At 64.2% G+C, this 19806-nt stretch carries 20 protein-coding genes; 13 read left to right on the top strand and 7 right to left on the bottom strand.

Annotated elements, in window-relative coordinates; all coding sequences use genetic code 11:
* Positions 1-53: 53 nt before the first annotated feature.
* Positions 54-1412, bottom strand: coding sequence for a glutathione-disulfide reductase (gene gorA / locus JDO7802_RS02190; RefSeq protein ID WP_055082156.1), 1359 nt, complete (start codon positions 1410-1412; stop codon positions 54-56).
* Positions 1413-1621: 209 nt separating this feature from the next.
* On the opposite strand from gorA, the gene JDO7802_RS02185 reads away from it, so the two are divergent.
* Complete coding sequence (locus tag JDO7802_RS02185) at positions 1622-2932, top strand: SMP-30/gluconolactonase/LRE family protein (protein ID WP_055082154.1); 1311 nt, start codon at positions 1622-1624, stop codon at positions 2930-2932.
* Positions 2933-2942: 10 nt separating this feature from the next.
* On the opposite strand, the gene rpiA is transcribed toward JDO7802_RS02185, so the two are convergent.
* Positions 2943-3731, bottom strand: a complete 789-nt coding sequence (gene rpiA / locus JDO7802_RS02180; protein ID WP_055082152.1) for a ribose-5-phosphate isomerase RpiA — start codon at positions 3729-3731, stop codon at positions 2943-2945.
* Positions 3732-3758: 27 nt separating this feature from the next.
* Positions 3759-4490, bottom strand: coding sequence for a thiamine diphosphokinase (locus JDO7802_RS02175; protein ID WP_245624085.1), 732 nt, complete (start codon positions 4488-4490; stop codon positions 3759-3761).
* Positions 4491-4571: 81 nt separating this feature from the next.
* Here JDO7802_RS02175 and JDO7802_RS02170 point away from each other — a divergent pair, with 81 nt between their 5' ends.
* Entirely contained in the window at positions 4572-7022 is a 2451-nt protein-coding gene (locus JDO7802_RS02170) for a hypothetical protein (RefSeq protein ID WP_055082151.1), read from the top strand.
* A 67-nt stretch (positions 7023-7089) separates the two neighbouring features.
* On the opposite strand, the gene JDO7802_RS02165 is transcribed toward JDO7802_RS02170, so the two are convergent.
* Together JDO7802_RS02165 and JDO7802_RS02160 are read right to left on the bottom strand one after the other, a co-directional pair.
* Complete coding sequence (locus JDO7802_RS02165) at positions 7090-7335, bottom strand: DUF2842 domain-containing protein (RefSeq protein ID WP_055082149.1); 246 nt, start codon at positions 7333-7335, stop codon at positions 7090-7092.
* Between the two features lie 14 nt (positions 7336-7349).
* Positions 7350-8645 carry an adenylosuccinate synthase gene (locus JDO7802_RS02160; protein ID WP_055082976.1) on the bottom strand — a complete coding sequence of 432 codons (1296 nt, stop codon included), beginning with the start codon at positions 8643-8645 and terminating at the stop codon, positions 7350-7352.
* 152 nt (positions 8646-8797) lie between these two features.
* Here JDO7802_RS02160 and secG point away from each other — a divergent pair, with 152 nt between their 5' ends.
* The 3 genes from secG (at position 8798) to JDO7802_RS02145 (ending at position 11880) form a co-directional block, all read left to right on the top strand.
* Positions 8798-9163: a preprotein translocase subunit SecG gene (gene secG / locus JDO7802_RS02155; protein ID WP_055082147.1), complete on the top strand. Its 366-nt coding sequence runs from the start codon at positions 8798-8800 to the stop codon at positions 9161-9163.
* Positions 9164-9342: 179 nt separating this feature from the next.
* Positions 9343-10986 (top strand): CTP synthase, encoded by a 1644-nt coding sequence (gene pyrG / locus JDO7802_RS02150; RefSeq protein WP_055082145.1) that lies wholly within the window; start codon positions 9343-9345, stop codon positions 10984-10986.
* Positions 10987-11025: 39 nt separating this feature from the next.
* The gene (locus JDO7802_RS02145) at positions 11026-11880 is read left to right on the top strand and encodes a PhzF family phenazine biosynthesis protein (RefSeq protein ID WP_055082143.1); all 855 of its coding nucleotides are present in this window, start codon (positions 11026-11028) and stop codon (positions 11878-11880) included.
* Here JDO7802_RS02145 and JDO7802_RS02140 read toward each other — a convergent pair whose 3' ends face one another.
* Positions 11881-12687: a MipA/OmpV family protein gene (locus JDO7802_RS02140; RefSeq protein WP_083481012.1), complete on the bottom strand. Its 807-nt coding sequence runs from the start codon at positions 12685-12687 to the stop codon at positions 11881-11883.
* Between the two features lie 156 nt (positions 12688-12843).
* Here JDO7802_RS02140 and JDO7802_RS02135 point away from each other — a divergent pair, with 156 nt between their 5' ends.
* The 8 genes from JDO7802_RS02135 (at position 12844) to JDO7802_RS02100 (ending at position 19193) form a co-directional block, all read left to right on the top strand.
* On the top strand, positions 12844-13623 hold the full coding sequence (locus tag JDO7802_RS02135) for a 23S rRNA (adenine(2030)-N(6))-methyltransferase RlmJ (protein ID WP_055082139.1): 780 nt from the start codon (positions 12844-12846) through the stop codon (positions 13621-13623).
* Positions 13624-13626: 3 nt separating this feature from the next.
* A complete protein-coding gene (locus JDO7802_RS02130; protein WP_055082137.1) occupies positions 13627-13920 on the top strand; it encodes a DUF1330 domain-containing protein in 294 nt (97 codons plus the stop codon).
* 38 nt (positions 13921-13958) lie between these two features.
* Positions 13959-14399 carry a tellurite resistance TerB family protein gene (locus JDO7802_RS02125; protein WP_055082135.1) on the top strand — a complete coding sequence of 147 codons (441 nt, stop codon included), beginning with the start codon at positions 13959-13961 and terminating at the stop codon, positions 14397-14399.
* An 82-nt stretch (positions 14400-14481) separates the two neighbouring features.
* Positions 14482-15255 (top strand): ABC transporter ATP-binding protein, encoded by a 774-nt coding sequence (locus JDO7802_RS02120; RefSeq protein WP_055082133.1) that lies wholly within the window; start codon positions 14482-14484, stop codon positions 15253-15255.
* Between the two features lie 52 nt (positions 15256-15307).
* On the top strand, positions 15308-16039 hold the full coding sequence (locus JDO7802_RS02115; protein ID WP_055082132.1) for a transporter substrate-binding domain-containing protein: 732 nt from the start codon (positions 15308-15310) through the stop codon (positions 16037-16039).
* 99 nt (positions 16040-16138) lie between these two features.
* Positions 16139-17026 (top strand): ABC transporter permease, encoded by an 888-nt coding sequence (locus JDO7802_RS02110; protein WP_083480968.1) that lies wholly within the window; start codon positions 16139-16141, stop codon positions 17024-17026.
* Positions 17026-17832: an ABC transporter permease gene (locus JDO7802_RS02105; RefSeq protein WP_055082128.1), complete on the top strand. Its 807-nt coding sequence runs from the start codon at positions 17026-17028 to the stop codon at positions 17830-17832. Before JDO7802_RS02110 ends, JDO7802_RS02105 begins: the two co-directional genes overlap by 1 nt.
* Positions 17829-19193 carry a glutamine synthetase family protein gene (locus tag JDO7802_RS02100; RefSeq protein ID WP_055082126.1) on the top strand — a complete coding sequence of 455 codons (1365 nt, stop codon included), beginning with the start codon at positions 17829-17831 and terminating at the stop codon, positions 19191-19193. Before JDO7802_RS02105 ends, JDO7802_RS02100 begins: the two co-directional genes overlap by 4 nt.
* A 27-nt stretch (positions 19194-19220) precedes the next feature.
* On the opposite strand, the gene JDO7802_RS02095 is transcribed toward JDO7802_RS02100, so the two are convergent.
* Positions 19221-19676 (bottom strand): CAP domain-containing protein, encoded by a 456-nt coding sequence (locus tag JDO7802_RS02095; RefSeq protein ID WP_055082124.1) that lies wholly within the window; start codon positions 19674-19676, stop codon positions 19221-19223.
* Positions 19677-19806: the final 130 nt, after the last annotated feature.

Genomic DNA, 19806 nt, shown 5'->3' with positions numbered 1-19806 from the left:
AGTTCAAGCGGCTAAGCCGGAGCTGACCCCTTTGCCGCACCGAGCCCGTCGCATCAGTCCAGAACGCGCACCGGCTCCTTCAGGGTCACCAATTCCTCGGCCATGGTCGGATGCACGGCGCAGGTGCGGTCGAAGTCGGCCTTCGTCGCGCCCATCTTCAGGGCCACGCCGACGAACTGGATCATCTCTCCGGCCCCCGGTCCGACGATATGGACGCCCAGTACCTTGTCCGTCTCCCGGCTGACCAGCATCTTGAACAGAACCCGTTCCTCCCCGCCGGCGAAGGCCTGCTGCATCGGACGGAACGCGGTGGCATAGACCAGCGTCGGCTCCTGCTCTGCGGCATCTTCCTCCGACAGGCCGACGGTGCCCATCTCGGGCTGGGTGAAGACGGCCGTGGGGATCAGATCATGGTCCACCGGCGTCTTGTTGCCCTTGAAGACCGTTTCATGGAACGCCACGGCTTCACGAATGGCGACCGGCGTCAATTCGACCCGCCCCGTCACATCGCCGATGGCGAAGATCGAAGGCACGTCGGTCTGGCTGTAGTCGTCCACGCGGATCGCGCCCTTGCGGTCCAGCTTCACGCCCACGCTCTCGGCGATGAGGTCCCTGGTGTTCGGCTTGCGTCCCGTCGCCCAGAGGATGTCGTCGAATTCCTCCTGATGCCCGTTGGACCCCTTGACCCAGACCTTGTCGCCGCGCCGCTCGATCTCGACCGGGGCGCATCCCGTATGGATCGTGACACCGCGCCGCGCCATGCAGTCGGCGATATGGCCGCGCGTCTCCTCGTCGAAGCCGCGCAGGATCTGCGCGCCGCGGATGAACATCGACGTCTCGACACCCAATCCGTTGAATATGCCGGCCATCTCGCACCCGATGTAGCCGCCACCGACGATCAACAGCTTGCCCGGCAGCGCCTTGAGGTTGAAGACGTCGTCGGACACCATGCCGATGTCCGCGTTCTTCATGTCCGGGCGCACCGGATGGCCGCCCGCTGCGATCAGGATGTGCTTGGCCGTGCACGTCTGACCATCGCTCAGCTTGATCGTGTGGGCATCTTCGACGGTCACGCGCGAATGATAGATTTTCACGCCCGCCTTCTCGGCGTTCGTCTCATAGACCGACTCGAGCCGGTCGAGTTCCTGGTTCATCCGCGTGGAAAAGGCCGACCAGTCAAATTTTCCGATCGTCGCGTCCCAGCCGTAGTCGCGCGCGAAGCCCACGGCTTCGGGATATTCCGACGCGAAGACCATCAACTTCTTGGGCACGCAACCGCGGATCACGCAAGTGCCGCCCATGCGGCTCTCCTCGGCCAAGGCGACCTTGTGACCGTCTTGTGCCGTCAACCGCGCGGCCCGCACTCCGCCGGATCCGCCACCAATGACGAAGAGGTCGTAGTCGAATTCCATGGGGTACTCCTCGATGTGTCGCGACAGACCTAGGGTGATGGCGGGGGGGGCGCAACGGTATGCCCCGCACGGGCGGTCGGGGAAGAATCCTCCGGGAGGTGAGTTGAGGCCGTGCCGATGCCACCATCGCGGAAATGCCCGTTCCACGTACGAAAATCGCCCCGATCGGGACCGAGGTTCAGGCGGACTCAATGCCTTCGGAGATTCCAATGCCCCGCCTGATCGCCGCTTCCCTGCTTCTGATCGTCACGTCCACCACCCTTGCGATGGGGCAGGCAACCAATGGGAGCCGCGCGCAAATCTCCCAGGTGGAGATGGAATGGCGCCAGGCGACCTGCAGGGCATCCGAAAACTGGCTGAGGCGGGCGTGCCAGGAGGTCCTCGGCACATTCGACGTCATCCAACCCGCGCAGGCCGAACCGGAAACCGTGGCACCCGTCGATCGGCCAGAGGTCGACGAACTGCATCTCGTCGGGATCTACGAACCGAGAACCGTCCGCCAGACGGGCCAGCCCGTTCGCCAAGGCAGCGTCGTCGTGGAGGTGGACCGTCCGGGCCAGGACGTAGCCCTTGTCCTGACGTCCCATGAACCGGTTCAATGGGATATCGTCGCCTCTCCCGATACGCGGATCGCCCGCGTGATATTGAGCGGCGACGGCGTGGTGCGTTCGCCGGCGCAGGTGAATAGCTCGCCCGTCGAGGTGGAGAGAACGACACTTCCGCTTGCCTATGAAATCCGCGGCAATCGTTTCCAGCCGTTCCACGAAGCGGCATTCACATTTGTCGGAGTCGATCGCGCCGACAGCTTCCACGGGGCCTACACCGCTCCTCCGGGCGGCTTCCTCATTACGCGGGCTCCGGGCCTAGCCACGCAAGCCGAGATCGAAGAGGCCCTTCTGGAACGCGCGGTGGACCGGGCCGATCTGAATGCCTCGTTCAGGTCCGTTCTGTCAGGCGACGGGTCCCCTGCCGGGGCGAAATGGCGGTTTGACGGCGAAGGGTTCATCGGGCGCGATGATGCCGGCACCGCTCTTCGATATGCGGCTCCCCTCATCCTGCCCGACATCAGCTGGCCCATGGGCGCGGCCCACGACCCCGACGGTGGCCTGCTTTGGGGTATCACGCTGGGCGGCGAGGGATATCTCTATCGATTCGATGTCGCATCCGACGAATGGACGGCCTGGAGCATGGAAAACCACGATGCGGGAGGACTGATCTTCGACCGCGAGGGTGGTATGCTGATTGCGACACCCGGCCCGCGTCGCCGGTCAGCGTTCCTGGTAATGGATCAACGCGGTCAGGTGCTTCGCCGGGTCGGGATCCCGCTGGAGGATTTCCCCGGTCTTCTGGACACTTTCGATCCTGGAAACGGCCCTTCGCCGCGCTTCACACCCCTGGCGGTCATGGGCACCGAAATCCTGGTCAGCGCGGGTCTGGGGATGGGTGGGTCGCGTGCATCGGCCCGATCGCCGATCTACCTTGTCGATCTTGCCGACCGGTCCGTCCGGCTGGTCAAGTAGACCGGCTCCGTCAGTCGCTGACCGAGACGAAGATATTATCCGCATCCCGCAGGTCGACCCTTTCCTGCGTGACGGAGCCGTTATTGATATCGCGCACTTCGACGCCGCCCTCCGCATCGCCCATGATCACCACATCGCAGATGTCGAGGAACAGGCCATTCTCGACCACGCCGGGGATCTGGTTGAGGACAAGGCTCAGCTGTCGCGGATTGCCGATCCGGCGCAGATGCAAATCGAGGATCAGATTGCCCTCATCCGTGCGATAGGACGCATCGCGGTTCAGGCGCAGCGTGACCTGACGCCCGGCAACATCCATGCCGATCAGGCTTTCCTCGATCAGGGCTTTGGTCGTCTGCCAGCCGAAGGGAATGACCTCCACCGGCAGCGGGAAGGCCCCCAGATGATCGACCTGCTTCGATTTGTCGGTAATGACCACCATCATGTCGGACGCCGTCGCCACGATCTTCTCCTGCAACAGCGCGCCGCCGCCGCCCTTGATCAGGCTGAGGTCGGGGTCGAATTCGTCGGCACCATCAATCGTCAGATCCAGCCACTTGACGTCTTCCAGCGTTGCGATGGGCACGCCGCATTCGCGCGCAAGGTCCGCCGTCCGGCTGGAGGTCGGGACGCCGGTCACGCGCAGCCCGTCCTGGCGGATCATCTCGCCCAGGCAGCGCACCATCCAGGCGGCGGTCGACCCTGTGCCCAACCCGATGCGCATCCCGTCCTGAACATAGTCCAGCGCGCGCTTGGCCGAGACGTATTTCGCCATGTCGATGGGGTTGGGTGTCGCGGACATGATGGGCTCCCTGCTCTCTCGCTTGCGTTATAGCGGGCGGGCGGGCGCGCCGCGAGGGGGAGACTGCACCGCGACGACAAGTTTCGGCAATTCCGCCGCAGGCAGGATCAGCAACATGTCCCCCTGCATGGCAAGCGTCACCGGGCCGGTCGCCTCGTTGGATGTGCCGGTGCGGGTGGTCGGGGAAAACGACAAACCGTCGATGGGCCATTTCAGGCCGGTCGACGTGCCCCCTGCCGGCCCGAGCGGCCAGAGCGACACCCGCGTCCCTGCCACCAGGTCGAGCGACAGGCGGGGCGGCATAAGGCAGATGCAATCGTCGTCGCCCAGCAGGATAACCCGGGCCCGGCTGCGCGCGATTTCGGTCAGAGCGGACAGAAGGTGATCGACCCGCGCCCCGACGAAGCCCACGGCGATGGTCAAACGCGCGGGGCTGGTCCGCAAGGCCTTGGCGAAATCGGTGCTGTCCTGTTCGGAAATGTGCACGATCCGGTCCGCGAACGCGGTCCGCGCCGCATACGAGATGGAATCGAGGTCCCCCACGACAAGGTCGGGCCTGCGGCCCAATTTCAGAAGCGTATTCGCGCCCCCGTCGACAGCGACCAGCCGTGGCGCGTATGTTAAGGCAATATCAATCAACCCGGTGGTAGTCGGAGCACCACCGACCAAAGTCTGGAAGCCATGATCAATGAGTGCCGTCCGTTTCGAATCTGGCAAGAATTGGCCCTCGTCATCGTCAAATGGTCCCGATCCGGGCACGATTTGAATGGAATCGTCTGTTTATGTCGAAGGTGAAGTAAATCAGGTTTCCCGTAAGGGGATATAGTGGAGGTGGCCCGAATGGTTCCCGCAAACAAGATTCTCACCGTCGCCTACGGCACCTTCTCGTGCACACTCGAAGGGTTCGACGATCCGTTTTCCACCATGACCGACATCGCGGAGTATTTCCGCGATCTGGCCGCCGATGATCGTTTCTTCGGCGCGGAACCTCCGACCCCTGACATGGCGATGCTGCGCACCATAGCAGAAACGCGCGCCAAGCACGCCGTGACCGCCCAGCCCGAAGACGGCGGGATCACCCTGCGTCCCACCGAAATGCCCGCCGCCGCGGCGCTGACCGCTGCGTTCGATGCCTCCGACGCCGCGCAGACGGACGTTCCCGCCCTTGCTGCGGGCCTGGCCGACACGATGGCGGATGCCGTCGCTGAAGACGAGACGCCAGAGATGGCCGTCGTGGCCGAAGCTGATGTGGACGACGTAGACGATCACGATGATGCGGTGGAAACGCCTGATATCGAAGAGCATGACGCCGAAGAGCAGGTCAAGGACGCGTCCGTTCATCAAACGGAGGACGACGCGACGAAGGTTGATGGCGACGATGTCCCGGCCGCCTTCATGGATCGCACCAGAACGCCCGACGACCAGACGGATATGGAACAAGACGATGGCGTGGCCGCCAAATTGGCCCGCATTCGCGGAGTTGTCGAAGCCGACCGCCAGGCATCGACCGTCTATCAAGAGGATGAACACGCCGACGACATGATCGCCGACCCGGTTGATATGGCCGAAGACACGCTGGTCGCCGCCTTCGCCGCCGATGCGCTCGACGACGCGCCGGTCGCCGACACCGATCAGGACGATGCCGATGGCGTGATGACGGAAGGCGAGGATACGCTGGCCGCCGATCTTTCGGCCATCCTGGCCCCAGAGGTCGATGCGGGAACGACTTTGGAAACAGAGGCCGTGATCCAAGAAGACGTCGCGGTCGTGGAAGAAATCTCCGTCGAGGAGACGGTGACCGCAGCGGTACCTGGGCCCGAAGAGGTCGAAGCGGCCCCCGCACCAGACGACACGAAAGCCGAGGAGGTGGCACCGGCGGCCAGTGGTCAGCCGCTGCAGCAACGCCGGATCAGGGTCCGCAAGGTCCGCCGCATGCGGGCCGCCGCTGCCGCTGCTGCTGCCGAAACCGCCGCTCAGGAAGCCTCGGCCCAGCAAAACGCGGTGGACGAAGAAGTCGCCGCTGCAGCCGAAGTGGTTGAGACATCTGTCGGCCCCGCCACGGATGAGATCGCAGCACCGATGGAAAGCGAGGTCGAGAACGACGTGGCTGCCACGCGAAACGTCGCCTCGGACGAGGATGTCGTGTCGGACGAAAACGTCTCGTCTGATGAGGACGAAGCCGAGGACGAGCTGATCTCCGACTTGGCCGCGATCGAAGCGGAGCTGACCCGCGACGCCACCGGTGCGGACGAAACCACCGATGACACGACCGACGAAGACGCAGACATTTCGGACGAGGACGACCTCATGGCCGAATTGGCCGCGATCCGTGCGGATGAACCCGATACGTTCGATGTCGAAGAAGACGATATCGTCGCCTCCATCTTCGGCGACGATGCCGAGGACAGCCTTGACCCCGATGTAACGATGGCCCTGAACACCGCTGAAGACCTAGAATACGATTTCGCGGACGCCGAAGACGCCAAAGTTGAGACGACCGAGGAAGACGAGGTTGCGACCGACGTCGAGGAAATCGTCGGCGATGCGGACGAGGCCACCGATGTCGAAGCGGAGACCGTGAATGCTGCCGAGGTCGATGGCGAAGACAAGGGCTCCGTCCCTTCCGCCCCGGACATGGAACGCCTGTTCGCGGCGACCGACAGCCGCCTGTCGGGCGAGGACACGTCGCGCCGCCACGCCAACATCTCGCATCTGAAGGCGGCCGTGGCCGCGCGGCGCGCCGACGGTCCGATCGCGGACAAGGAGGACACCGAAACGGACGCGTATCGTGCCGATCTGGCCAGCACCGTTCGGCCGCGTCGGAGCGCGCCTTCGGTCGAGACCGCGGAGCGCACGCCCCGTCCCGAACGTCCCGCGCCGCTGGTGCTGGTGTCCGAACAGCGGGTCGAGGACGCGCCCGCCGCCGACGCAGACCCCGTTCAGCCGCGCCGCGCCCAGCAGCAGACCGCCGAGAAGGAAGCGCAAGATGTCGCGCTGGCCGGGGCGGAGGATTTCGAGGCCTTTGCCTCCGACGTCGGTGCCAGCGAATTGTCGGACATTCTGGAAGCGGCCGCCGTCTACAGCGCCAAGGTCATGGGTCAGGACAACTTCTCGCGTCCGCGCCTGCTGCATCTGGCCGCCGAGGCAGTGGAGAATATGAGCCGCGAAGACGGTCTGCGCGGCTTCGGTCAGTTGCTGCGCGACGGAACGATCCGCAAAGTCAGCCGCGGCACCTTCGCCCTGGCCACGGACAGCCGCTATGCCGAGGAAGCCGAGCGCCGCGTCGGCTGATCCACGGCAAAAATCAAAGGGCCCGCCGCAATAACTCGTGGCGGGCCCTTTCTCGTTTCATGAATGTTCATTCAGGATCCGGCGGCGGTGCGTCAGGGTCTTCGCGAGATGTCCCAAGGAAGATCGGCTTGAGCGGAAAGAACGCGAGAACGCCCAGCACGATGTAGATCGCCAACTCCACCAGCAGCGGCGGCTGACCGAAATTGTCATAGACCAGCCCCATGACTCCAACCATCAGCGCGATATAGAGCGGCAAGCCGATCAGAAGGATGAACAGCGACAGCCGCTTTTTGGTCTTGTGCGTGAGCGCCATGGAAATCTCCGGGATCAGTCCTCGAACGGGTCGGTGACGAGGATCGTATCCTCCCGCTCGGGTGATGTGGACAATAGGGCGACCGGGCATTGGATCAATTCCTCGACCCGGCGCACGTATTTGATCGCTTCCGCCGGCAATTCGGCCCAGCTGCGCGCGCCTTCGGTCGATTGCGACCAGCCCGGCATCTCCTCGTAAATGGGGGCGCAGCGGGCCTGGGCGTCGGCGGCGAAGGGCAGATGGTCGAGCCGTTCACCATCGAGATCGTAGCCCACGCAGATCTTCAACGTTTCGAACCCGTCGAGCACATCCAGCTTGGTCAGCGCGATGCCGTTCACGCCGGACGTGGCACAGGTCTGGCGCACCAGAACCGCGTCGAACCAGCCGCACCGGCGCTTGCGCCCCGTGACGGTGCCGAATTCGTGGCCCCGCTCGCCCAGCCGCTGTCCGTCGGCATCGTCCAATTCAGCCGGAAACGGGCCCTCGCCGACGCGGGTGGTATAGGCCTTCACGATGCCGAGGACGAAATCGATCGCCCCCGGCCCGATGCCGGTGCCCGTCGCCGCCTGACCGGCGATGACGTTCGAGGACGTGACGAAGGGATAGGTTCCGAAATCGATATCCAGAAGCGCACCTTGCGCGCCCTCGAACAGGATGCGCTTGCCGGCGCGGCGTTTGGCGTCGAGCACTTTCCAAACGGGGGCCGCATATTCCAGGACGCTGGGGGCAATTTCCTTCAGTTGCGCCAGAAGACCGTCGCGATCGACCGGGTCCATTCCAAGACCACGCCGTAGCGCATCGTGATGCGCAAGTGCCCGGTCGACACGCGTTTCCAGCGTGGCCGCATCGGCCAGATCCGCGACGCGGATCGCGCGACGCCCGACCTTGTCCTCGTAGGCGGGGCCGATGCCGCGACCCGTCGTGCCGATCTTCGTGCCCTGCGCCGATGCCTCTTCCCGTGCGCGGTCGAGCTCTCCGTGGATCGGCAGGATAAGTGGCGCGTTTTCCGCGATCATCAGCGTCTTGGGCGAGATTTCGACACCCTGCCCGCGCAACTGCTCGATTTCCTTCTTCAGGTGCCAGGGGTCGAGAACGACGCCATTGCCGATGACGGACAGCTTGCCGCCCCGCACGATCCCCGAGGGCAGCAGCGAGAGCTTGTAGACCTTGCCATCAATGACCAGCGTGTGTCCTGCGTTGTGCCCACCCTGGAAGCGCGCGATCGTGTCGGCCCGCTCGGACAGCCAATCGACGATCTTGCCCTTGCCCTCGTCGCCCCATTGGGCGCCGACCACCACTACATTCGCCATGTCCACGCCCTCGATCCGGTTGAAACCGCGTCCCCCTACCCCGCCGCGCGCCGGGGGGGAAGCCCGCCGCGCGGGACTTGCGGGGCCGACGTTCAGCCCATAGGTAGCTGCGAACATCGCATTGCCCTCTCCCAAGACCGAGCCGTCGCCCCATGGAAAATGTCATCCTCGTCGTTCACCTCATCCTCGCGTTGACGTTGATCGGCATCGTTCTGATGCAGCGGTCCGAAGGCGGTGGCCTTGGGATGGGTGGTGGCGGCGGTGCCGCGACGGGGCGCGCGGCAGCGACCGGGATGACGAAGCTGACCTGGGTTCTGGCTGTCGGGTTCCTGATCACATCGATCACCCTGACCATCGTCGCGGCGCAGAATGCGTCCGGCACGTCGATCCTGGACGACGAGAGTCTGCTTCCGCCGACGGCCGAGGGGACGGCCCCCGTGCCGCCGATCCCGTCGGGCGAAAACCTGATACCGCCCAGCGTCGATGGCGCACCGGCGACGCCGCCTCGGTCCGACTGAAATCGGCTGCCCGGCAACGACCGGGCATATCTTGATAGTTCGGGACGCGATGTCTCAGGATATAGCGGGCGGCGGTTGCGGCCCGCGGCAATGTCCTGTTATTCTCAAATCCCGTGATTGGTGAGTCCGCGACCTGATTCTGGTCGTCTCACACAGGTTCTTCGCGGGAGCATCCGGCCATGGCACGTTTCATCTTCATCACCGGCGGCGTGGTGTCCTCGCTTGGCAAAGGGTTGGCGTCGGCCGCGCTCGGATCGCTTCTTCAGGCGCGCGGCTATACCGTCCGCCTGCGCAAGCTCGATCCCTATCTCAACGTCGATCCGGGAACGATGTCGCCGTTCGAGCACGGCGAAGTCTTCGTGACCGACGACGGGGCCGAGACGGACCTGGACCTTGGTCACTACGAACGCTTCACGGGCGTCGCCGCTCGGTCGACCGATTCGATAAGTTCGGGCCGCGTCTATTCCAACGTGCTGGAGAAGGAGCGGCGCGGCGATTATCTGGGCAAGACGATCCAGGTCATTCCCCACGTCACCAACGAAATCAAAGACTTCATCCGCATTGGCGAGGATGAGGTCGATTTCATGCTCTGCGAGATTGGTGGAACCGTCGGAGACATCGAGGGCCTGCCCTTCTTCGAGGCGATCCGCCAATTCGCCCAGGAAAAGCCGCGAGGCCAGTGCCTGTTCATGCATCTGACGCTGCTGCCCTACATCAAGGCCAGCGGGGAGTTGAAGACGAAGCCGACGCAACACTCGGTCAAGGAGCTGCGGTCCATCGGCCTGGCCCCGGACATCCTGGTCTGCCGATCCGAGGGGCCGATTCCGCTAAAAGAGCGCGAGAAGCTGGCGCTGTTCTGCAACGTGCGTGCGGAGTCGGTGATCGCGGCACAGGATCTGAAATCAATCTACGAGGCCCCCCTCGCCTATCACCGCGAAGGCATGGACCAAGCGGTGCTGGACGCCTTCGGCATCGCACCGGCCCCCAAGCCCAACCTCGCCCGGTGGGAGGACGTGGTCGACCGCATCCACAACACCGACGGCGAAGTCCGCGTGGCGATCGTCGGCAAGTATACGCAGTTGGAGGACGCCTACAAATCCATTGCAGAGGCGTTGACGCATGGCGGCATGGCGAACCGCGTGAAGGTCAAGATCGAGTGGATCGACGCCGAAGTCTTCGAAACCGAGGATGCCGCGCCCCGGCTGGAACGGCTGAACGCGATCCTTGTGCCCGGCGGGTTCGGGGAGCGGGGCACGGAGGGCAAGATCAAGGCCGCGCAATTCGCGCGAGAGAAGAAGATCCCCTATCTGGGGATCTGTCTGGGCATGCAGATGGCGGTGATCGAGGCAGCGCGGAACATGGCCAATATGGGCGACGCCGCATCCGAGGAGTTTTCCGAAGGCGTCGATCCGCGCGATTTCACGCCGGTTGTCTATCACCTGAAGGAATGGGTGCAGGGCAACGCGAAGGTCACGCGCGCAAAGGACGACGACAAGGGCGGTACGATGCGGCTTGGCGCCTACGACGCGGTGCTAACCAAGGGGTCGCGGGTGGCCGAAGCTTACGGCGACACCAACATCGAGGAGCGTCACCGCCACCGCTACGAAGTCGACATCAAGTTCCGCGAACAGCTCGAAGCGCAGGGCCTCATCTTCTCGGGCCTGTCCCCGGACGGTCGCCTGCCCGAAATCGTCGAGGTCAAGGACCATCCGTGGTACATCGGCGTCCAGTTTCACCCCGAGTTGAAGTCCAAGCCCTTCGCACCCCATCCCCTGTTCGCCGATTTCGTTCGGGCGGCGAAGGAACAGTCGCGACTGGTGTGACTCCGCTCCCAGAGGTATTCCGGCCTGAGGACGAAACCCATGAACGAAGCGAAATTCGAGGTCTGGGACGTGTTCACCGACACGCCGTTCACGGGCAATCCGCTGGCCATCGTGGAGACCGACGGCACCTGGACGACCGCTCAGATGCAGACGGTGGCGCGGGAATTCAACCTGTCCGAGACGATCTTTCTGATGCCGCCGAGCGTTGCAGCGCATACCGCGCGGGCCCGCATCTTCTTTCCAACGGCGGAGATCCCGTTCGCCGGGCACCCGACCATCGGCGCAGCGCATTTCCTGGCGCGCCGCGACGGGTTGACGGACATCGTCCTGGAGGAAGAAGCGGGCCTGGTGCCGGTGTCGATCCGGGCCGGTCGGGCGCAATTCACCGCCCCCGTGCGCCCGGCACCGCAGGGTGGTCCGATCGCGGTCGGCATCTGCGCAAAAGCCCTGGGGTTGGCAGCGGACGATATCGGTCCCCATAATCCACAGGCCCACGCCGGCGGTCCGGCCTTTGCCTACGTCCCCGTGCGCAGCCACGCCGCGTTGATCCGCGCCCGACCGCAGGAACCGGCTTGGAGCATTTTGATGGAGACCGCCGGCGTGGACAGCGCGTGGCTTTATACCCCTGATCTCAAAGCGCGAATGTTCTCCCCCACCGCCGGCATACCAGAGGACCCGGCGACGGGGTCGGCGGCCGCAATCCTTGCGTCACAACTTTTGGAAAACGGCGATCTGCCCGATGGGACGACACATCTGACGGTCCGGCAGGGCGAGACCATGGGCCGAGCATCGATGATCGAATTCGAGGCGGATGTCGCCGACGGCGCGATCCACGCCGTCCGGATCGCCGGTCACGCCATGCCGATCAGCCGCGGGACGATCCGACAGCCCTGATCAGAAACCGAGCGTGAAGCGCCGCGTGATGCCGATGGAAGCCGAAATCTGCTCGTCATCGCGGGTGATCGGGCTGTCGGCGGCGTCGTTCTGCAGCTTGTCGAAATTGATGGTCGCGTCGATACCCCAGGTGTCGTTGATGCGGTAAGCCGCCCCGAACTCGACGCCAGCCGACAGAAGACCGCCGGATGCGTCAAACTCCGAAAAACCCGTCCCGGCCACACCGCTTGTCGCGGCTTCGGCTGCCGTCACGCCGAAATATGTGGAGGCATAATCGCTGTCGCCGAACAGTACGCGAGGGCCGGCGCGCAGTGAGAACCGGTCGGTCGGCCGCAGGATCACGTCGGCACCAGCTTCCGCGACAAAGGCCTCGTGCCCGATCACGCCGTACCGAATATCGCCGAAGGCCGAGAAGTTCTCGGTCGCATAGCGCAGCCCACCCCCCAGTTCGAGCGATGCATCGACATCTTCGAGACCAGCCAATTCGGGGCTGTCGTCGTCGTCGCGGTCGCCGATATAACGGAACGATCCGGCAAAGCTCAGGCCGCGCGGCTGGAACAGCGGATCGGGGTCACCGAACGTGAAACCGCCCAAGCGCAGGTAGTTCAGCTGACCGCCCAGAACGGGCGCGGCTTCCTGATCGTCGGAGCCGAAATATTCGGGGGCCGTCGACACGCCACCGCGCAGCGTGAAACCCAAGGCGGACCCTTGGCTCTGGCTGGAAAAGACGGGCGAGCCGAGATCCTGCGCCGTGGCAGCGGCGGTGGACACGGTTAGGGCGAAGGCGGCGAGAGCAAAGCGGAGCATCAGGGAATCCGACGGCATGAGTGAGCGTTGAGCCTGATCTAGCACGGTCTTTTCGAAAGGCCATCGGGACTCGCTACACCGTGAGCGAATCCAGGCCGCAAACGGCACAACCGCCACAGACTTGCGGCGCATCGGTCACGCGGTTAGCCCGGAACCATGCTCTCCTACCAGCACGCCTATCACGCGGGAAACGCGGCAGACGTCCACAAACACGCAATTCTCGCGTGGGCGCTCGCCTATCTGACCCAGAAGGACAAGGCATTGTCCTATCTAGAAACGCATGCCGGGCGGGGGCTTTACGATCTGTCCGATGCCGCGGCGGTGAAAACGGGGGAGGCCCGTCAGGGCATCGACCGTCTGCACGCGCGGTTCGCGTCGGACCACCCTTATACCAATGTTCTTGCCGAAACGCGCCGCGTGCATGGCCTGGCGGCTTATCCCGGCTCTCCATTGATTGCCGCGACGCTTCTGCGCCGATTCGACCGGATCGATCTGGCGGAACTTCATCCGCAGGAATTCGACGCCCTGACCGACGTCGTGCCGCACAGCCCCAATACCCGCATCCACAAGCGCGACGGTCTGGAAATGGCCAAGGCGATGACCCCGCCCGACCCGCGCCGGGGTCTGATGTTGATCGATCCGTCGTGGGAAGTGCGAGACGATTATGACCGGCTGGCGAAACTGGTCCCGGCGATCCACCGCAAATGGGGCGTCGGCGTCGTGATGCTTTGGTATCCGATCCTGGCGGACCGACGGCACCTGCCTTTAACGGCTGCCTTGCGCGACGCCGTCCCAGCCATCATGATCCACGAAGTCCGGTTCCCGCCCGCGAAGGCCGGGCACGGCATGGAGGGATCCGGCATGGCCGTGGTCAACCCGCCCTGGGGGCTGGATGCGGAAATAGCGCGGCTGAGCGCGATGTTCGACGGGAGCTGACGAATGGCCAAAGGATATTGGATCGCCCACGGGCGCGTCGACGATGCAGAAAAATACGACCTGTACCGCGCTGCCAACGCGGCACCACTGGCGGAATACGGCGGGCGTTTTCTGGTGCGCGGCGGTGCACGCGTCACGGCCGAAGGAGAGGCGAAACCACGCACTGTCGTGATCGAATTCCCGACCTATCAGGCGGCGCGCGACTGCTATGACAGCGCGGGATATCAGGCGGCGCTGAAGCTTCGGCAGGGGATCAGCGAGAGCGATCTGGTGATTGCGGAAGGCTGGGACGGCTGACACTGGTCGGGCGGGACTTTCGGACTTATATCCACTCCATGTTTGCTGATCTCCTGAGCCGTCTTGTGGCCCCCGACCCCGCCCCGCTGCCCGAAACCGACGCCCGTCTGGCGCTTGCCGCGCTCATGGTGCGTGTGGCGCGCAGCGATGGCCATTATGCCCCTGCTGAGAAGGCGAAGATCGATGCCGTTCTTGCGCGGCGCTACGGCCTCGACGGCGCGGCTGTGACCGACCTTCGCGCACAGGCCGAAGGCCTGGAGGCCGAGGCCCCGGACACCGTGCGCTTCACCCGTGCGATCAAGGATGCGGTCGATCTGGAAAACCGGATCGCCGTGATCGAGGCGCTTTGGGCCGTGGTCCTGGCCGATGGGGCCCGCGACGCCGAGGAAGACAGCCTGCTTCGCCTGCTCGCCAATCTTTTGGGCGTGGGCGACCGGGACAGCAATTTGGCCCGCAAACGGGCCGAATCCCGCAGTTGACGAAGGGTTTCGCCGGGCTTTGCCATTGCATTCCACTCCGATTTCCGGCGTAACCACGGCATCAGATCGACCTGAGGTCCCTTTGTCAGACGCCCCGCCCGTCATCGAAATTCGCGCCCTCCACAAGGCTTACGGCCAGTTGGAGGTTCTCAAGGGCGTCGATCTTCGGGCCTGCCAAGGGCAGGTAATATCTCTGATCGGATCGTCCGGATCCGGAAAATCCACGCTTCTGCGCTGCGCCAACCTGCTGGAAGACAGCCAGCAGGGCGATATCCTGTTCTGCGAGGAGCCGGTGAAATGGAAGGGCAGCGCCCACGATCGCCGCCCCGCTGATGCAGGCCAGATCACGCGTATTCGCACCAACCTGTCGATGGTGTTCCAGTCGTTCAACCTTTGGTCGCACATGACGATCCTGCAGAACGTGATGGAAGCGCCGGTGCAGGTTCTTCGCCGCGATCCAGCCGAGGTTGAAGAAAAGGCGCGCATGTACCTCGACAAGGTCGGGATCGGCGACAAGGCCGACGCCTGGCCCGCGCAGCTTTCGGGCGGACAGCAGCAGCGCGCCGCCATCGCACGCGCCCTGGCCATGGAGCCGAAGGCCCTGCTGTTCGATGAGCCGACCTCGGCCCTGGACCCCGAATTGGAGCAGGAGGTCATTCGCGTCATCAAGGCGCTGGCCGCCGAAGGGCGCACGATGATCATCGTGACCCACGACATGGCACTGGCCCGCGACGTAAGCGACCACGTCATTTTCCTGCACAAGGGCCTGATCGAGGAGGAAGGCGCGCCGTCCGACCTGTTCGGCCACCCGAAATCGACACGGCTGCGCGGCTTCCTGAGCGCGACATCCCACTAGTTTACCCGCCAACCCCGGAGAAAACCGGGGCGGCACAACACGGAGAGACGACATGAAACTGATCCTGACCGCGACCCTTCTGGCCGCGACGGCCACAGCCGCATTCGCCGACGGCCATGCCAAGACCATCCGCATGGGCACCGAAGGCGCCTATGCCCCCTACAACTTCCTTAACGATGCCGGCGAGGTCGACGGGTTCGAGCGCGAAGTCGGCGACGAGCTGTGCGCCCGCGCCGAGCTGACCTGCGAATGGGTCACCAACGAGTGGGACAGCATCATCCCGAACCTCACGTCCGGCAACTACGACACCATCATCGCCGGCATGAGCATCACCGACGAGCGTGAGGAAGTCATCGACTTCACGCAGAATTACTTCCCGCCCGCCGCGTCGGCCTATGCCGCCATGTCCGCCGACGCCGACCTGACCGGTGGTGTGATCGCCGCGCAGACCGCCACGATCCAGGCCGGCTACGTCGCCGAATCCGGTGCGACCCTGCTGGAGTTCGCCACCTACGACGAGACCGTCGCCGCCGTCCGCAACGGTGAAGCCGACGCCGTCTTCGCCGACAAGGACGCCCTGGCCCCCACGGTCGAGGAGTCGGGTGGCGAGCTGACCTTCGCCGGCGACGACGTGCCTTTGGGTGGCGGCATCGGTCTGGGCCTGCGAGAGTCTGACACGGAGCTGAAGGAACAGTTCAACGCCGCGATCACGTCGATGAAAGAAGACGGCTCGCTGAACGAACTGATCCTCAAGTGGTTCGGCGAAGACGCCAAAACGTTCTGAAGACCCAGAGGGGGCGGTGCGATCCGCCCCCTTTTTTCCTGCTAAGACCCCTCCAATCCGACGCCCGACAACGGGCGCACCCATTAGGGACGTCACACCATCTTCGCCTGCACGGATCCTGAAACGCTGTCCGGCCTGAACTGGCTGATCTGCTACCTGACGACGGGCAAGCATTTGTCGTTCTACGCTGCCTTTGGGACGGTCCTGCTGCTGCTTGCGATCACGGCACCCATCTCGCTGGCCTTCGGTTTTGGCGGGGCGATGGCCGCCCGCTCGGCGATTGCTCCGCTGCGGTGGTTCGGCAAGCTCTACATCGCATTGGTGCGCGGTGTTCCCGACATCGCGTTTTTCCTCTTCTTCGTAATCGCGCTGGATCAGGGGATCGAGTACCTGCGCCACAAGATCAAATGCCCCGACTGGGACGCGCCCGTCCGGCAGGGCAGCGACTTCCTCGTGTGCCAGGCCGCAAAGATGCCCTTGGGCAATTCGCCCCAGTGGGTCCACGAATACTATGGTTTCGCACTGGCGGTCGTGACCTTCGCCATCGTCTTCGGAGCGTTCGCGGCCTCCGTTCTCTACGGTGCGATGAAAGCGGTGCCGCGTGGCCAGATCGAAACGGCCGAAGCCTACGGCATGACGTCGCGCCAGACGTTCTGGCGCATTACGGTGCCACAGATGTGGGTCTATGCGCTGCCCGGCCTGGGCAATCTCTGGATGGTTCTGATCAAGGCCACACCGCTGCTGTTCCTGCTCGGCGTCGAAGATATCGTCTATTGGGCGACTGAGTTGGGCGCGTCCAAGACGGCGCGGTTCTCCGATTATCCGCATCCGGACTGGAAGATGTATTATTTCCTCGGTCTGCTCGTCTTCTACCTCGCCTTTACCCGTTTGTCCGAAATCGTCCTGGCCAACATAACGCGGCGCCTCTCGACCGGCCAGGCAACGGCGGGCGGCGAAGCCCTGCGCAAGGCGAAGGCGGCCGGCTGATGGAGTGTTGGGACACGCTCGCGCAATACGGCCTGCGCTCGATGGGCATCGGCGAGCGATTGCTGCCGCGCAGCGATTTCACCCTGTGCCAGCAAGTGGTCCTGATCGGGTCGGGTATGATCTGGAACATCTACTTCGGCGTTCTGGCCCTCGTGGCGGGTTTCGCGCTTGCCACGCTCGTCGCGGTCGGCAAGGCGCAGGCGAACCCGTTGATCCGCAAGCCGTCGGAATGGTTCATCTTTCTGTTCCGCGGCTCACCTCTCTTCATCCAGTTCTTCTTCGGGTATTTCCTGTTCCTATCGCTCAAACAGACGTTTCCGATCTTCGACCCCCTCGCGTCCGCATGGGCCGGGGCCTTAGTCGTGCTGTTTTTGAACACCTCCGCCTATACCGGGGAAATCTTCTACGGCGCACTGATGTCAGTGCCTAAGGGCGATCAGGAGGCGGCCTCGGCCTATGGTCTGACCGGCTGGCGCAGGTTCCGGCGGATCACCTGGCCCACGATGCTGCGCCTGGCCTGGCCGGCGTATACGAACGAGGCGATCTTCCTGTTTCACGCCACGGTACTGGTGTTCTTTACCGGCTTCCCCGCCATCCAGCAGCGGGGCGACGCGCTTTATTACGCCAGCTATTTCGCGGACAAGACGTTCAACCCCTTCGTGCCCTACCCGATCCTCGCCGCTTATTTCATTCTCTTGACGCTGGTCGTCATCGGGATCATGGGCGCTGTGAACCGGCGCTTGAACCGGCACCTTCCCCAAGCCGCAGGGCGACGCCCCCGGCTGCTGCCCCAGATCATCAGATGACCGACGCCGCATCCCGGACGCCAGAAAATGGTGGGTGGCTTCACGCCAATCCGGAAATCCACTCCGTCCGCGTCGCCGCCTGCGATCTGAACGCCCAGGCGCGGGGCAAACGGGTGCCGCGCCGCTTCGCCCACAAGCTGGAGCAGGAGGGGACGCGCTTTCCCTATTCGATTCTGAACCTCGATATATGGGGCGAGGATATCGAGGACAGCCCGCTAGTCTTCGACACCGGCGATGCCGACGGCATCCTGAAACCCACGGAACGTGGCTTCGTGCCGATGCCATGGCTCGACACGCCAACCGCCCTGCTGCCGGTCTGGATGTTCCACCCCGACGGTCGCCCCTTCGCCGGCGATCCGCGTCATGCGCTGGCCGCCATTCTGGCGCGCTACGCTGCGCGCGGCCTGACGCCCGTGGTCGCGACCGAGATGGAATTCTACCTTGTCGATGACAGCACCCGCCAGCTGCGCGAGCCGAAATCCCCCGCCTCGGGCAAACGGCGCCCCGGCGCGCAAACCCTGTCGATGCGCGCGCTCGACGGGTTCGACCGGTTCTTCACGCAGCTCTACGATGCCTGCGAAGCCATGGACATTCCCGCGCAGACCGCGATTTCGGAGGCGGGCATCGGCCAGTTCGAAATCGACATCGCCCACCAGCCAGATGCGATGAAAGCCGCCGACGACGCCTGGTTCTTCAAACTGCTGCTGCAAGGTCAAGCCAGGCGACACGGCTTCGCGGCCAGTTTCATGGCCAAGCCTTACCCAGACTACGCAGGCAACGGGATGCATGTGCATTTCTCGGTGCTTGATGCGAACGGTGACAACGTGTTCGATGACGGCACCGACGCCGGGTCGGACCTGTTGCGCCATGCCGTCGCGGGCTTGTTGGCCTCCGCTCCGGCGTCGACATTGGTCTTCGCCCCGCATCTCAACAGCTATGACCGGCTCGTGCCGGGGGCCCATGCGCCCACCGGCCTGTCTTGGGCCTATGAAAACCGCACGACAGCAATCCGCATACCGGCCGCGCCCAATGTCGCCCGCCGGATCGAGCATCGAATGTCAGGGGGCGACGTGAACCCCTATCTGCTTCTCGCCTGCATTCTGGGGGCAGCCCTGACGGGGATCGAAGACGGGGCGGAACCGTCCGCGCCGATCACCGGCAATGCCTACGCACTCGACCTGCCGCGCATTCCGGGCGACTGGGGCACGGCGATCGACCGGTTCGAGAACGACCCGATCACGCCGCGTCTTCTTCCGCCGCCGCTTATCGCGAACCTCGTGATGACCAAACGCCAAGAAATGCGAGACATCGAGGAATTGAGCGCACACGAGCGGATGGATCTCTACCTCGACACGGTTTGACGTGAAGACGCTTCCCAGCCGACCCGCCTAGCAGCGGGAGCCGAGAACCATCACCCACCAAAGCCGGCCGTTGCCGTCCTGTACGGCCGCCACGGCCCCTTCGGTGACATTGGGGTTCATGATGTTCTTCTGGTGGCTGGGGGAGTTCATCCACGCCCTGTGGACCGCGTTGACCGACGGCCAGCCGTCGGCAACATTTTCGGCACCGTAACACATCCGGTATCCGGCCGCGCGCGCCCGGTCCGACAGGGAGTTTCCGCCCGGTCCGACATGACCCATCTTCTGCTGGCTGCGCATGTGGCGGGCCTGCGCCTCTGCCGCGCGGGCGAGACGCGCGTTGGAGCGCAGGGGCGGCAATCCGGCCTGCTGCCTGGCCGCCGAAGCCATGGCCAACGCCTCGGGCACGGTTGCGGCGGCGGCGGGGGTCGAAAGGGTCGCGACGGGCAGGGCAAGTGTCGCGGCAAGCAGGATCGTACGGAGCATTCGGAAGTCCTCTTGTGTTTCGTATCGAAAATCGCAGTCGCACGGTCGATCTTCGACAAAAAAGATGAATCAATCGTAAAAGCAGCGGCATCTTGCCCCCGCTTTCCGGCAGGACTAGCGTCGGATCGCG

The sequence above is a fragment of the Jannaschia donghaensis genome, assembly GCF_001403795.1.
GTDB lineage: Bacteria > Pseudomonadota > Alphaproteobacteria > Rhodobacterales > Rhodobacteraceae > Jannaschia > Jannaschia donghaensis.
The sequence above is the reverse complement of the archived record's forward strand: the minus strand, read 5'-3'. Positions and strand labels throughout refer to the sequence as shown.

Bases quoted from the DNA above. Each gene is read 5' to 3' on its own strand.
- rpiA (WP_055082152.1), bottom strand. From the start codon at position 3,731: ATGTCCGCGACACCCAACCCCATCGACATGGCGAAATACGTCTCGGCC.
- JDO7802_RS02165 (WP_055082149.1), bottom strand. From the start codon at position 7,335: ATGGCGCTCACGCACAAGACCAAAAAGCGGCTGTCGCTGTTCATCCTT.
- pyrG (WP_055082145.1), top strand. From the start codon at position 9,343: ATGGCACGTTTCATCTTCATCACCGGCGGCGTGGTGTCCTCGCTTGGC.
- JDO7802_RS02135 (WP_055082139.1), top strand. From the start codon at position 12,844: ATGCTCTCCTACCAGCACGCCTATCACGCGGGAAACGCGGCAGACGTC.
- JDO7802_RS02185 (WP_055082154.1), top strand. From the start codon at position 1,622: ATGCCCCGCCTGATCGCCGCTTCCCTGCTTCTGATCGTCACGTCCACC.
- secG (WP_055082147.1), top strand. From the start codon at position 8,798: ATGGAAAATGTCATCCTCGTCGTTCACCTCATCCTCGCGTTGACGTTG.
- JDO7802_RS02115 (WP_055082132.1), top strand. From the start codon at position 15,308: ATGAAACTGATCCTGACCGCGACCCTTCTGGCCGCGACGGCCACAGCC.
- JDO7802_RS02140 (WP_083481012.1), bottom strand. From the start codon at position 12,687: ATGCTCCGCTTTGCTCTCGCCGCCTTCGCCCTAACCGTGTCCACCGCC.
- JDO7802_RS02125 (WP_055082135.1), top strand. From the start codon at position 13,959: ATGTTTGCTGATCTCCTGAGCCGTCTTGTGGCCCCCGACCCCGCCCCG.
- gorA (WP_055082156.1), bottom strand. From the start codon at position 1,412: ATGGAATTCGACTACGACCTCTTCGTCATTGGTGGCGGATCCGGCGGA.
- JDO7802_RS02100 (WP_055082126.1), top strand. From the start codon at position 17,829: ATGACCGACGCCGCATCCCGGACGCCAGAAAATGGTGGGTGGCTTCAC.
- JDO7802_RS02130 (WP_055082137.1), top strand. From the start codon at position 13,627: ATGGCCAAAGGATATTGGATCGCCCACGGGCGCGTCGACGATGCAGAA.
- JDO7802_RS02160 (WP_055082976.1), bottom strand. From the start codon at position 8,645: ATGGCGAATGTAGTGGTGGTCGGCGCCCAATGGGGCGACGAGGGCAAG.
- JDO7802_RS02145 (WP_055082143.1), top strand. From the start codon at position 11,026: ATGAACGAAGCGAAATTCGAGGTCTGGGACGTGTTCACCGACACGCCG.
- JDO7802_RS02095 (WP_055082124.1), bottom strand. From the start codon at position 19,676: ATGCTCCGTACGATCCTGCTTGCCGCGACACTTGCCCTGCCCGTCGCG.
- JDO7802_RS02105 (WP_055082128.1), top strand. From the start codon at position 17,026: ATGGAGTGTTGGGACACGCTCGCGCAATACGGCCTGCGCTCGATGGGC.
- JDO7802_RS02170 (WP_055082151.1), top strand. From the start codon at position 4,572: ATGGTTCCCGCAAACAAGATTCTCACCGTCGCCTACGGCACCTTCTCG.